At 45.8% G+C, this 14,094-nt stretch carries 10 protein-coding genes; 4 read left to right on the top strand and 6 right to left on the bottom strand.

Annotated features, from left to right (window positions below; translation table 11 throughout):
• The first annotated feature begins 36 nt into the window (after window positions 1–36).
• From VM802_RS29570 to VM802_RS29560, 3 genes are all read left to right on the top strand, one after another.
• On the top strand, window positions 37–1,038 hold the full coding sequence (locus tag VM802_RS29570) for a PorP/SprF family type IX secretion system membrane protein (RefSeq protein WP_325537630.1): 1,002 nt from the start codon (window positions 37–39) through the stop codon (window positions 1,036–1,038).
• The gene (locus VM802_RS29565; protein ID WP_325537628.1) at window positions 1,038–2,882 is read left to right on the top strand and encodes an OmpA family protein; all 1,845 of its coding nucleotides are present in this window, start codon (window positions 1,038–1,040) and stop codon (window positions 2,880–2,882) included. The genes VM802_RS29570 and VM802_RS29565 overlap by 1 nt, the downstream gene beginning before the upstream one ends.
• 317 nt (window positions 2,883–3,199) lie before the next feature.
• On the top strand, window positions 3,200–3,943 hold the full coding sequence (locus tag VM802_RS29560; protein ID WP_325537626.1) for an acyl-CoA desaturase: 744 nt from the start codon (window positions 3,200–3,202) through the stop codon (window positions 3,941–3,943).
• Between the two features lie 371 nt (window positions 3,944–4,314).
• Here VM802_RS29560 and VM802_RS29555 read toward each other — a convergent pair whose 3' ends face one another.
• From VM802_RS29555 to VM802_RS29535, 5 genes are all read right to left on the bottom strand, one after another.
• A complete protein-coding gene (locus tag VM802_RS29555; RefSeq protein ID WP_325537624.1) occupies window positions 4,315–4,770 on the bottom strand; it encodes a cold shock domain-containing protein in 456 nt (151 codons plus the stop codon).
• A gap of 53 nt (window positions 4,771–4,823) precedes the next feature.
• Window positions 4,824–5,057: an RNA-binding protein gene (locus VM802_RS29550; RefSeq protein WP_325537622.1), complete on the bottom strand. Its 234-nt coding sequence runs from the start codon at window positions 5,055–5,057 to the stop codon at window positions 4,824–4,826.
• Window positions 5,058–5,084: 27 nt separating this feature from the next.
• Window positions 5,085–5,360, bottom strand: a complete 276-nt coding sequence (rbp, locus tag VM802_RS29545) for an RNA-binding regulator (protein ID WP_325537620.1) — start codon at window positions 5,358–5,360, stop codon at window positions 5,085–5,087.
• 315 nt (window positions 5,361–5,675) lie between these two features.
• Window positions 5,676–7,466 (bottom strand): T9SS type A sorting domain-containing protein, encoded by a 1,791-nt coding sequence (locus VM802_RS29540; RefSeq protein ID WP_325537618.1) that lies wholly within the window; start codon window positions 7,464–7,466, stop codon window positions 5,676–5,678.
• Window positions 7,467–8,038: 572 nt separating this feature from the next.
• Window positions 8,039–10,576, bottom strand: a complete 2,538-nt coding sequence (locus VM802_RS29535; RefSeq protein ID WP_325537616.1) for an Ig-like domain-containing protein — start codon at window positions 10,574–10,576, stop codon at window positions 8,039–8,041.
• A gap of 905 nt (window positions 10,577–11,481) precedes the next feature.
• Here VM802_RS29535 and VM802_RS29530 point away from each other — a divergent pair.
• Window positions 11,482–12,984 carry a hypothetical protein gene (locus VM802_RS29530; RefSeq protein ID WP_325537614.1) on the top strand — a complete coding sequence of 501 codons (1,503 nt, stop codon included), beginning with the start codon at window positions 11,482–11,484 and terminating at the stop codon, window positions 12,982–12,984.
• Window positions 12,985–13,043: 59 nt separating this feature from the next.
• On the opposite strand, the gene VM802_RS29525 is transcribed toward VM802_RS29530, so the two are convergent.
• A complete protein-coding gene (locus tag VM802_RS29525) occupies window positions 13,044–13,985 on the bottom strand; it encodes a hypothetical protein (protein WP_325537612.1) in 942 nt (313 codons plus the stop codon).
• Window positions 13,986–14,094 lie beyond the last annotated feature (109 nt).

The following is a 14,094-nucleotide window of genomic DNA, read 5'->3' as shown; positions in this document are numbered from 1 at the left end:
CAAAAATATTATCTGCTACAAAAAAAAGTGTAAAAGATGCAAACAGTACTCAGAGCAGGGATAATGGTTTTGCTGCTGGCGATAGGAATACGCGGAGTCGCACAACAGAATATACAGTTCAGCCAGTACGTCTTCAACGGGTTAAGCATTAATCCTGCCTATGCAGGTTATAAGGAAGACCTGTATGTAAATGCCGTTTACCGCCATCAGTGGGCCGGATTCCCCGGCGCGCCCCGTACAGGCGGCGTATCTATAGACGGAGTAACGCCCGCCAGCGACAACAAGGTAGGATTAGGCCTGCAAATGTTGTTTGATAAACTGGGCCCGCAGGAAGCCCTGTCGGTATACGGTTCTTATTCCTACCGGATTCCGCTGGACGATGAAGATACACGCCGGCTCTGCTTCGGTTTAGGCGGTGGCGTTACGCAGTATTCTATTGACGGTACCGCGCTGCAATACACTGATAACGACGACGTGGCATTGCCGCTGGGTAAAAAGAGCGTTTGGGTCCCGGATGCCCGCTTCGGGATTTATTACTATACGCCCCGCTTCTATGCAGGCGCTTCCGTCATGGACCTGTTTTCTCTTTATACCGACGCTACCCGTTATAACTGGAAAGGAAACAATTTCGCTACGATTCGTAAAACACAGCACCTGTATATTACTACAGGTGCTGTGTTCCCGCTGAGTGAACATTTACAGCTGAAACCCTCAATCCTGATCAAAGAAGATTTTAAAGGGCCCACCAACGTAGATATTAATGCTTTCCTGCTGATTGCCGGCAAGCTGTGGGTAGGCGCCTCCTATCGTACCGGTGTAGGCCTGTGGAACAAAACCAACCTGCAGAAGGACCTGAGCGAACTCGACGCGGCCAGCGCAATGGCGGAATTTTATGCAACCGAAAATCTGCGTATCGGGTATTCCTACGATCTCACCATCACTAAAATGGCTGGTTACCAGGGAGGATCACATGAAATATCATTAGGCTTCCTGATCCCGTCGAAAAATTACACTGTAAAAAACCCCAGGTATTTTTAATGCTAGTTACTACCCGTATGATACGTTGCACAATAATTATTTTCCCGCTGATGTTGCTGACTGCTCTCAATTTGTACAGCCAGGAGCAGAAAAGCGTAGCACAATTAGCTGACGATGCTTATGCACGGCAGGAGTATGCAAAGGCAGGAGCACTCTACAACAGGATTGCCCGCAGCAAAGGAAAGAAGACGCCGGTAGAGCAACTGATGAAAATGGCGCATAGCTGCCAGGAGATCGGTTACTATAAGGAAGCGTCGGACATATACCAGGAGATCACCAGCCGCGCCGACTGTCCTGCCTCCGCATATTTTGCATATGGCGAAACGCTTCGCCAACTGGAACAATATGACGTTGCAAAAAAGCAATATGCTTTATTTGCCACATCCAATGCCGATAGTCTTAAATTAAAGGACATTGCGCTGCAGGGCTGCGACAGCGCCGTTATATGGAGCAAGCAGGGTGCTCCCATACAACTGAAAGCAGTTAAAGAACTCAACACCTATGGCTCCGACCTCGTAAGCGGAGTTGTACAGAAAGGGTTGCTGCTGATATCAAATGGCTACCGCTCAATGGCGCTTAACGCCGGCTCACAGTCAAACCCGCCACTCGACAAACGCACGGAACAACCATATTACAAAGCATACATTTATCAGCAATACGCCGGCGATAATTCAAACGCATACCTGGAAGAGCTGGCGCCCGCATTGCTGGGGAAGTATGATTACCATATTGGTCCGGTATGTTTTAATCGCACAGAAGACACGCTGTACGCTACGATCAACATACAGGGCAAAGGGGTGCCTGTTACCGGCAAAGGCCCTGTAAATGGAGTGCGCCAGTTGCAGATCTGCCAGTCTGTAAAAAAGAATGGCAAATGGGAACCAATGACGCTGATGCCCGGCATCAATGTGCAGGGATATTCTTCCAGTCATGCTGTACTCAGTGCCGATGGCGATGTATTGTATTTTGTATCTGACCGCCCCGGTGGCCAGGGACAAACAGATCTCTGGTATGCCGAAAAACAGGCAGACGGAACCTGGGGAACGCCGGTAAATTGTGGCAGTCAGATCAATACAGTCGCTGCAGAGAGTTTCCCCACTGTCAACGAAGAAGGTATTCTTTACTTCTCCAGCAGGGGATATGCTGGAATGGGTGGGTATGATATTTATCGTGTAAAGGGGGCAAAGTCCGGTTGGGAAAAACCCGAAAACATGAAATTGCCATTCAACTCCGGCGCTGATGATATTGCATTGATACTGAAACGTAATGGTTATGAAGGGTATCTTGCTTCCAACAGGCAGGGCGGCATGGGAAAAGATGACATCTACTACTTCTCAGACCCGGACTACTTTGGCCGGGTTAATCCTGGTCAGAATCCGTCACCCGCAACAGGACAGGGCCATACTACACAGCCCGCACCAGGGAACCACTCCGGCGACCCGGTTGTAGTGGTTAAGAGAAAACATACGCCGGAAGAAGAAACAGACAAACAGAAACTCGAAGAGCTGAAGTTCCTCTACGATTATAACAGCGCATCCCTGCTCACCGAATCCCGCAGGATACTGGATCAGGTGGCGGCGGTACTGAAACGGTACCCGGATTGGAAGATCGTGATCACTTCTTTTGCCGATAACCGCGGCTCTGATCAATTTAACACTGATCTGTCAGCGCTCCGTTGCTACGCAGTAATAGATTACCTGGCCAATAAGGGCATTGACCCCAAACGCCTCTACTACAGCAATAAAGGGGAAAAAGACCCCGTAAATGGCTGTAAAGATGGCGTGCCATGCCGTGAGGAAGACTATAAACAGAACAGGCGTTCCGAACTCCGCATAAAATGGTAAAAGTCAAAAGGCTCGCTTCTACTCCCATTGATAATCGGATGGCAACCGGAGAAAGGGCTGCAAGGGCGGTCCAGACCTGTATCTTATAATAAAACTACGTGCAGAAAACCATCGGCGCCGGGGAAGCAGAACAATTTGCTTCCCCGGCGTATTAATGCGCGTTGAATGGATCATATATTTAGAAATCCTATCCTTTGTTAATTTCTTAACAATTAAAGACTTACCTTCACCGCATCACAAGACTGCGCGCTATATTTCCATCTATTCAACTGACATATTTGAGATCTATTCTCCGCATCTTCAAAAAAATCTCAGATATGATCATCATTATTTTTTTTATTGCTGTCTGGTACCTTTCATTGTTTTCTCAAACCTTTTTCCAGCATAGATATGCAGCACACAAGGCTTTCACGATGAGCAAAGGCTGGGAGCGGTTCTTTTTTATAGTGACCTATATTACGCAAGGCTCATCGTATATGAGCCCCAAAGCCTATGGTATCATGCACCGGCTGCATCATGCTCATACTGATACAGCGCTCGATCCGCACTCTCCGGCGAACTATTCTAATATGTTCTCGATGATGTGGGGCACAAGAAATATCTATCAGCGGATTTTAAAGAATAAAGAGCAATTAGAGCCACAGTACTCAAAAAACCTTCCCGAGTGGGAATGGTTTGACCGTTTTGCCAATAGTGCATTTTCAAGATTGCTTTGGGTAGCTATATATATATGGTTCTTTGTAACCTTTTCCACTCACCCATGGCAATACCTGCTGTTACCGGTTGTTATTTCAATGGGGGCTTTTCATGGGGCGATTGTAAACTGGTTTGCACATAAATATGGGTACATCAATTTCAGGTTGAAGAATACTTCCATGAACCTCTTATTTGTTGATGTCCTGATGTTGGGAGAGTCTTATCATAATAACCACCATAAGCATCCGTCTTCTGTAAATTTCGGACAACGCTGGTTTGAGATCGATCCGGTATACTATGTTATCCGGATGCTATCTTACATAAAGGTCATTAAACTTGTTGGGAAGAGTGAAAAACCAGCGTAATTTGCTGATCCGGCTCAGGAATGAAACCCGCTAAAGCAACAGTTCCTGATGGAACAAAATGAGGATGACAATGCACCTGCATATTTTCCATCAAAAACAATTTACTTTAACAGGCTTCACACTGATGTTCAGATTTGATTGAGCACAAAATGCAAGCTACTTAAAGAACATCTTACATTAATGGTGTTCATCCTGTTGCCACCTGTCTGTCGCTTATACATAATCCTGTCATTTTTATGTACATCACGTTCAGAAAGAGAGCATGAACAAATATTTCTCCATAAACCATTTGCAGGTATTATGAAGCCGGATAGGTTGAATTTATCCGGAATGGTGTACTACCTTTTGATAGACAATATTTGCTTATCTGATTAAAAAGTGTTTTTGGGCTTTGAATCAATTGGTTTGACGTCGACAGCGTTGTATCCGCGGGCCGTCCTTTCCCAGGAAAAAGTTACCTTTTCCTTTTCCTTTACCGGCTGAGACAATTGATTGATGTGAAAGAACACACTCTCTTTGGATTTATCATCTGTTATGAATCCAAAACCCCTGGAGAGATTAAAGAATGTGACGACTCCGGTTCTTGTGGGGTCTTCTGGTGGTCTTGGCGTCGCACCAATACGGATGTCATCCAAAGCTATATCCTTACTTTTCCCTTTAGGAGGGGAGGAGCTGAGATTTCCATTTTCATCAACGTACGCCAGCATATCTTCCAGCCCCTTACCTTTGTTGTTACTGGCTTTCCGCTCCCTCATCTTTTGCACCTTATCTTCTTTTGCTTTTGCCTTTTTATTTTTCTTTTCCTTTTTTGAAAAAGATTCACCCATAATTACCTGTTTTAGTTTTGTCGCAATATTGCCTGACTAATACTATAGTGTTTTTAATGAACTTCATATATATCGAGAAACTGATTCATGAAGTTGATCCCATTCAATTGTTGTATAGCAGATCTTCCATCGTTGTTTTCTTTCAGGTAAACATATGCATACCCGGATGATCTTCCACTTACATCTTTACGCATTTCTATGAACAGTACGTATCCAAATGCAATGAAAAGGTCATATAACCCCTTTCCGGAAGCCTTGCCATGTAAGTTTCCTACATAAATTTTCATAAGAGATGAAAAAGATCAACGCCGGTATCAATAACCTGAGCGGGAATTCCGGCTATTTCCCTCTCTGGGCCTGGCTTCATTAACTACAATAGTTTGTGAATCAAGCTTAGTACTGTTAAGATGTCTGATCGCGCGCTCAGCCTCATTGTCATCCGGCATTTCTACAAATGCAAAACCCTTTGACCGCTGAGTAAAGGTGTCAGTAATTATTTTAATAGAACGTATAATACCGAAAGAAGAAAAAAGGCCGGTCAGTTGTTGTTCAGTCGTTCGGCTGCTTAAGTTGCCAACAAAAATGTTCATAAGATTAAAAATTGGAAAGTGAGAAATATGGCAGCTGGAAAAGCGAAGACTGAGGAAGAGAAGAAGGAATTCCTACTAAATCAGAAGAAGCCGAGGCAGGAGCCTGATATTGATATCGGGTAAAGGTACGCCTTAAATCATAGAATACCTAATTGCCATAGAAATGGAAGCGAAAATGACCATACTGTGGTGGAATAACGAAAAAATAGCGGGAGCGAAGGCCCCCGCTATGTGCGCGCAGTGAACGGCTGTTTAACTTGGATAATCAGCATTCACAGAGTGCCTCCGGAGAAAGCACCCTGATAAATGCTGGTTTTATATTCTGACAATCTTTATACTACCTTTTCTGCCACTCTGTTGATTGGTTGTCCTGATAATCCAGCTGCCGGCAGGTACCTTGCTCACATCCAGCCTGATCACCTGCGAGCCCTTGCCGCTAATGATCTGAGTCTGGCGTGAGAGAGGCTGACCACCATTCATTCCCCAGATTTCAATAACCAGTTGCTCCCCGGGTTGTCCGGACACCTGTAACTGTACTACGTCTCCCGTTACCGGGTTGGGGTATACAGATAGTTGTTCCTGCCGGGTGTCAGCATCATGAGTAATGCTGGTCTGCTGAGACTGGTTTCTGCTGTCGGAAATAGCGCCGGTGATAGTATAAGCGCCCAGTGAGCTATAGTTGCTGTATCCGTCTGTCACCGGGTTGCCTGCACCGGTACCGGTTACAGACACAAAGTAATTGCCTGCGGCCAGATTGGTGTTGATGGAAGCTGCTAATCCGGTCGGATTCGCTGTAGTAACAACGCCACCTGAACTGTTATAGAGTGTTGCAAGAATATCCAGATCCGGATGCCTCGGAGAGGGTTTGAAATTAAGTGAAATATTGCCGCCGGAGGTGCTGAAAGAAAACATATCGATGTCGCCGGTACGCTCTATAAGGCCGGATGTGTTTACATTACCGGCAGGGTCAAATGCCAGCGGGCTGGCGCTACCGGTGCTATTGCCATAATCATCTGTGCGGTAGCCAAAGCCGTAGTTAGCGCTGCTGATAATAGACAGATCATCCTGGGTATTGTTGGCATTGGCATATTCCCCCTTACTCCATTGTACGATAGGTTTATAATACCCCACACCCATAATAGGAGCCCAGCTTCCCTGTCCGCCGTAATAAGCTTCTGATGGATTGGTTCTGCCATCATGGCTAAGCCCCACGGTATGGCCGGCTTCATGAGAGCCGGCTTCGCCACCGCCTTTCACGCCTCCGTTAAATACCCAGCACGGAGTGTCATCATTCCAGCTGAAAGATCCTACATAGGCAACTCCGCCAGCACCCGGAGCCGCTGTATTAGTAGGTGTAAATATCACGCGCATACGTCTGTTCTTTGCGTAAGTATTGAATACCGCTTCATTAGTAGTGATATTGACATGAAACGGTCTGTAGTCTTCGCTGATCATCTCCCATACTTCCTGGATCTGCGCATCAGTTAAATTGGAAGGCAACGCATTGATGGGGTTCCCGCCGTTCCATGGCGTGCCGGAAACATATTGCCCGTCAAAATCCAGCAGGATACATCCTCTGGCCCCATGGAAGCTTTCCAGCGTCAGGAGACTGGGGCTGATAGCTAAAGGCGCTTGTACACTGGCATCGGCACTGTTGGAAGGAGCTGCTGGCGCCGGGGTATAGTCTGTACAGATAACTTTGTTAATATCTGTTTCTTTCACATAGGCGTTACCGTTATTATCTGCATAATATTCATATGCTTTTTTACTGCCTTGCAGAATGATATTTCCGGTCAGTAATTTTCCCGATATTTTTATGTAGAAGGAAGAACGCGGCACACCGGCAATTTCCCCGATGATACGCTCACTCGTGTTATCTGCTGCCTGCCGGAAATTTACTTTCGCAAAGAACGTTTCCGTAGAAGATACTTTTAACGGTATCCCTGTAATCTGTTGCTGTTGTATCATTTTGGACACCGGCTGCTGCAGCTCTTTCAACAGTTGCTGCGTACTGCCAAGGAACAAGGTTTTGTCCTGTCCGTACATGTGTATACCGGCCAGCATGATGCATGCCAGCATGATCAAACGGATTAACCGTAGTTTCATATATGTAGGTTTATAGATGGGTTATGAAATAATTTGTTGTATTGTTGATTCGATATTTAATAGTTTATTGTCATCAGGTCTTTCTTCGGGAGATGACATATCCATGAAAGCACCGGTACGGCGGCTTTCAGATACAGAACAGTGGGTCAACGTCTGCAATACAGACATCAGGTAAACAGGATGTTACTTTTTCATTGTTATGGATAGTTTTATGAATGAATATAATTGGCTACAAGGTATGCTTTCGCATCTGGGACGGTTGGCCTGATTTCATTGTTCTGTTGAATAACGTGCTTTGACCCTGGGAATCCACCTCAAACGGATGCCAGGTAATAATATAGTTCCCTTGCTGACAGTCAATACCAGCCTATCGAATAAATGTATACGCACTATTTTAAAGTGCGCTTGGATATTGCCCGCTTCTCCCGAAAGACATTTTCAAAAGTAAAAGCAGCAAATGCGAAAGGGATGCGGTGAGGGGATTTTCTTCGTTTAAATTATAGCAATGAGCAGAATATAACAAGAAAGAGGATGCCCCGAAACCGGAACATCCTCCCTTTGATAGTAAGCCTTTATATTCTGACAATCTTTATACTTCCTTGCTTACCGCTCTGCTGGTTATTTGTTCTGATAATCCAGCTGCCGGCAGGAACCTTGCTGACATCCAGCCTGATCACCTGTGGCCCTTTAGCGCCTATCACATGTGTCTGACGTAACAGTGGCTGGTTACCGTTCAAACTCCACACTTCAATAATCAGCTGCTCTCCGGGTTGTCCGGACACTTGCAATTGCATCATATTTCCTGTTACCGGATTCGGATATACAGAGAGCTGATCGGATGCATTGACATCATTAGTAATCCTTACACTTTGCACGGCAGAACTACCGGAGCAAGGACCTATGAGTGTCCACCACCACCATGCACTGCCCGGCGTAATGTTGTAGATACCATCTGAAGTGCATTCATACAGGTTGTTGTTGTATACCGCACGCTCACCTTTAGAGTAGATCTTCGGATACGGCTGGTAAGCAGGTACGCCTGCACAGTTGCCACCACCGTTACTTACTTTAATGTTAACAGCTGCTGATGTAGTGGAAGATCCCTGGTTGTCGGTTGCCTTTGCCGTAAGTACATAATTACCGGTAGCCACATTAGACCAGGTATAGCTGTATGGAGGTGCGCTGACAACAGCAAGGCTGGTGCTGCCGTTGAAGAATTCCACACTGACTATACTACCGTCGCTGTCGGTTGCTGTTGCCTGAATAGCAACGCTGGCAGGTGCTGTAAAGGAGGCATTGTTCGCGGGCGAGGTGATGTTTACACGCGGAGGTTGATTACCGGAAGTAGTTACACTGATGTTTACGGGAGCAGAGGTTGTAGTCGCACCTTTATCATCCGTGGCTACAGCAGTAATCGTATAGCTGCCGGCTCCTACATTGTTCCAGGCATAGTTGTACGGAGCTGCATTCACAACCGCCAGGCTGGTGCTGCCATTGAAGAATTCCACTTTGGCTACGCTGCCATCGCTGTCTGTCGCTGTTGCCTGTATGTTGATATTCGCAGGTGCTGTATAGGATGTGCCGGATGTTGGAACGGTGATGTTCACAACAGGCGGCTGGTTGCCGCCACTTCCTCTTGGAATGGTGCCGGTAATAGTATAAACGCCCAGCGAGCCATAGTTACTGTATCCGTCTGTACGGGGATTTCCTGCGCCGGTACCGGTTACAGACACAAAGTAATTACCCGCGGCGAGGTTAGTGCTGATAGAAGCTGGTAACCCTGCCGGATTAGCAGTGGTAACCACACCGCCTGAACTGTTGTAAATGGTGGCAAGAATATCCAGATCCGGATGCCTGGTGGCAGGATTGAAGTTGAGTGAAATGTTACCGCCGGAAGTGCTGAAAGAAAACACATCAATGTCGCCGGTACGCTCGATCAGGCCAGCTGTTTTTACACTGTTGCCGGCATCAAATACCAACGGGCTGGCAGTGCCGGTAGTATTACCATAATCATCCGTACGGTAACCAAAACCATAGGTAGCGCTGGTAACGATGGAAAGGTCGTCTTCTGTATTGTTGGCACTGGCATATTCTCCTTTACTCCATTGACCGATAGGCTTATAATAACTTACGCCCATGATCGGTGCCCAGTCTCCTTGTCCGGCATAATATTCCTCTGCCGGACTTGTTCTGCCATCATGGTTAAGTCCCACTGTATGGCCTGCTTCGTGAGCGCCGGCATCACCTGCGCCTTTCACACCATTGTTGAAAACCCAGCAAGGAGTATCATCATTCCAGCTGAAAGACTCCAGGTAAGCAACGCCGCCAGCTCCGGGTGCAGCCGTATTGGTGGGGGTGAATATCACGCGCATACGCCTGTTCTTTGCGTAGGTGTTAAATACCGTTTCATTGGTAGTAATGTTTACATGAAACGGTTTATAGTCTTCACTGATCAGTTCCCACACTTCCAGGATCTGCGCATCCGTAAGGTTGGCTGGTTGCGCATTAATGGGGTTACCGTTGTTCCATTGGGTGCCTGAAACATATTGTCCGTCAAAGTCCAGCAGGATGCATCCCTTAGCGCCAGGGAAACTCTCCAGCTTCAGGAGATTGGGGTCAATTGCTAAAGGCGCCTGCCCACGCGCATGGGTGGTGGCATTGGAGGCGCCTTCGGGCCCTGTGGCATAGTCTACGCAGATAACCTTATTAATATCCACTTCCTTCACATAGGCGTTGCCGTTATTATCCGAGTAGTACTTATAGGCTTTCTTACTGTTTTGCAGAATGATATTCCCAAGCAGTGAATTCCCTGCTACTTTAATGTAAAAGGAAGAACGTGGCACGCCGGCAATTTCACCGATGATGCGCTCACTCGCATTATCTGCTGCCTGCCGGAAATTTGCCTTTGCGAAGAACGTTTCTGTTGAAGATACTTTTAACTGTATACCCGTAACCTGTTGCTGCTGTACCATTTTGGAAACAGGCTGTTGCAGGTTCTTCAGCAGTTGCTGGGTGGTGCCAAGGAATAATGCCTTGTCCTGCCCATACATGTGTATACTGGCCAGCATGACGCATGCCAGCATGATCAAACGGATTAACCGTGGTCTCATATATGAAAGGTTTATAAGTTTGTCATGAAATAATTGATTGTGCTGTTGATTCGACTGGAGCCTTTGCGTTTGGTTATCGTATGGGTTTTCTTTAGGGAGATAGCATACCCGTGAAAGCACCGGAGGCCGGCTTTCAGATTACAGGTCGCTGAAATAGTGGATGGTTGCCTGCAATAAGGTACAGACATAAAGCAAGTAAGGTTTTAACTTTTCATAGTAGTAGTTTGTTTGGTGAATGAATGTGATTCGCTACAGGTACGCTCCCGCATCTGGGATAGTTATCCGATTTTGTTACTTTGCTATTGAGTACAGCACTTTAGATTTTGGTAATCCCGCTCAGATGGATACCGGTTAACAATACATTCCCATTAGCTGATAGCTAACATAAGCCTATAGCATAAATATGTACTGAGAAAAAATGACCACTATTTTAATGCTTCTCTGAGATATTGCTTTCTCCCCCAAAAGATATTTTCAAAAATAACAGTAGCGGGTGCAGAACGAACGCGGTTAAGAGATTTTCCTACTTAAGCTATAGGATTTCTTATTTTTGTAGGATAAGTTTTATCTTTCTGTAGGATAAGTCTTCTCTTTCTGTAGAAGAGCGTAGTAAACTGACATTGTATCGCATGAAAATGTTTTTGGTTTAACATTTTTTTTATAGCTTAGATAGTGATTATCAGCAACTATCCGCCCTAATAGAAGATTCAACAGAAAGTCCAGTTATAGTATTAGTTTAAGCCTCAGATAACCGTAACCTCACAGGTACTTGCTAAACATACATACCACTTAAGTTTATAGTGCTGACTAATCCGAAAAGTATTGCACTTATCGCGCCCCTGTAACTTCACTTATTGTTTCGACGGAAAACGTCTATTCAACCCATTCACCCAAATACGTATCTTATGAAAAAAGCACTCCTTATTATCTTCGCTGGTATTGTAGCAGGGGTAACCCTGATCGTTTTTTTTAAACAGGCGCCTGGCAGGGCTGCTGCTGTACATGAAAAAGCTACGCAGTATTCTTTCAATGTAACGTTCGATTCAACGGTGCCCTATAAGCTGGATGCAAGCGCCAGCCCGGCAGCGCTATGCAGTTTTGCCTGGAATGAATTCTTTGCCCTGAACTGGAAATCGAGTTATACAACGGTTCACAGATACAGAGGGTACGCAGATCCTCAATGGACTTACAGTAGTGATAAAAACCTTTTCCCCAACGCCCCCCTGGTATGGGAAACGTATCCCCACCGGGTGGAGCTGAGACCGAATAATGATAACATGCAACCCTTCGATACCGACCCTAATTATGTGTATGATACTACAATCCCTCCAAAGGATGGCAGTGTAAATCAGCACCTGTTCCATAACCTGGATGAGAACAATGAAATCGGCTCCTGTAACCTGTATGCAAAAATACTCCCCGATTACAATACTAACACACAGGTATTGTACGAGGCCAAAGTCAACAGGGATGAATATAATTACAAATACTTCAATTATCGCAAGGAAGAAGCGCTGAAGCGGGCGGTAATGAATACCGCGCGGAATATCGCAGGAACTAATCAATACTATCCTGGCGGCTCCAGTTGCAATTGCCCGGCGGAAGCGTTCGTGTTTTGCCTGCCTTGCGGAAATGCAAGAGTGCCTGGCACGGGAGCAGTATATACAGGCGCACTGGAAGTGAAGGCAGCCTGGCGGGAGGTTACAGATGCTGAAGCGCTCACCCATTTAACCCGGACTATAATTGCCTATGAAAAGTTACCTAACGGTGTAACGGTAGCCGTAAACAAGAGATATGGGCTGATTGGTCTTCATATCATTCATAAACTGGCTAATTTCCCTGATTTCACCTTTGCCACCTTTGAGCATGTAGATGTAGATACAAAGGATAATATGGGTTTTATCAGGAACAAGTTCAGAGATTCCGTATTCCCGAGTATACCCCAGTTATACAAGAGACCCCGCCCTATCCCCGATGTGGTGGCCGCATCCACTGACTATGTACATGGGCAGCTGAAAGGAAAGAATCCCAATTCAGTATGGCTGAATTACCGTCTGGTTGGGGTACAGGGTAATCCTTCCGATAACAGCAGCGCATTCAGTTTCTACCTGGCCAACTATGTCATAGAATCAGATCCTCCGCTGGCGAATTTCAGAGGTAGTGGTATAGACAGCCCTTATAACGGTGGCGTCAATTTAATTTACAAAGGAAAACGGTTGAGTCAGGGGGGATGCCAGGGTTGTCATGGGGTAGCCCAGCGCGGAGGCAGTGACTTCTCCTTCCTGATGGGTATCCCTGATCAGCCGCATAAAAGACCGGATATATCCAGAACGGGCAGCAAACTGGAAGCATTCATAAAAGGATTCAGAGATATTGATAATGCGGTACAGAGAAAAGGGAAACGTTAATAATTAGCGCGCTGGTTAAATTGTGATTTAGTGCATCTTTAAGTGCACTAAATCACAATTTAAAGGTCAACGGCTTTTTCCAGCTCCTCAATACGGGCCGATTGTTTAGCACTTTCCTTTTTAAGCTCGATAATATATAGCGTCAGTTCTTCCACTTTCTGTAACAGTTTTCTGTTCATCTCTCCGAGGTCAATACCCTCTGCTGCAACTTCCTGTTGAGATGGAATATCTGGCAGGTGCTTGTTTTGATTGATGTAATTTTCAACGTCATACAGAGATGGTAAGGTATAGTTTTTCTCAAAAACGAAATCCGGCCACGGCATAGCCTGGGTTACTCTTACCCTTTTCGCGGTAACCTTTCCGTTTACTACAAATTCCGCATCCGGAGTTGCAATCCATACGTGGCCTCCCGTAAATACGTGCCTGGCATTATTCTCTGCTACATAGTACATGTCGCTTGCCGATGAGCCAATGTATCCCAGGCGGGTATTGTCTGCCTTATAAAATCCAACCCATCCTGCTGCTTGCGCGTTCCCCTCGCCATGCATGGTATAACCCAATCCTGCCGCTCCAAACCTGGCATAACCGCTCACATCCAGTTTGGTATATGGAGACAACGTGCCTATACCAACATACCCGTTATTGGCAATTACCATCCTGATCGGCGCCTCGCTGCCGCCTCTTGCTGTTTCAAAGAATATTTTACCGGTAAGGGCCGCACCCAGATGCAGGTCAGTATAACTTTCTATCACATTGCCGTTGCGCTGTGCCAGAACAGGATAGTTATTATCCGCAGCGCCGATCAGGAACAGGGAATTGGGTATGCCCGTATGCTGCATCCCTATCATATTAAACTTGGTAACATCAGTTTCCCAGATGGAAAGCTTGTACGGAGGTGTTATAGTGCCAATACCGATGTTCCCGTTATCAACCCAACGGTTTTGTGCAAAAAGAGGAAGAATTAAACAAGATAAGACTACAGTTGTAAATACTTTTTTCATTATAATAGATTGTATTAATACTGACCGAATATTGAGTGTAAAGAACCGTAAAAAGATTCAATCAGCAAAAGTCAGTTCTCCACAACCACGTACCTGATAATGACTATTG

Source organism: Chitinophaga sp., from assembly GCF_035538455.1.
Classification (GTDB): Bacteria; Bacteroidota; Bacteroidia; order Chitinophagales; family Chitinophagaceae; genus Chitinophaga.
Note: the sequence above shows the minus strand (reverse complement) of the source record. Positions and strands in the feature narration are given on the sequence as shown.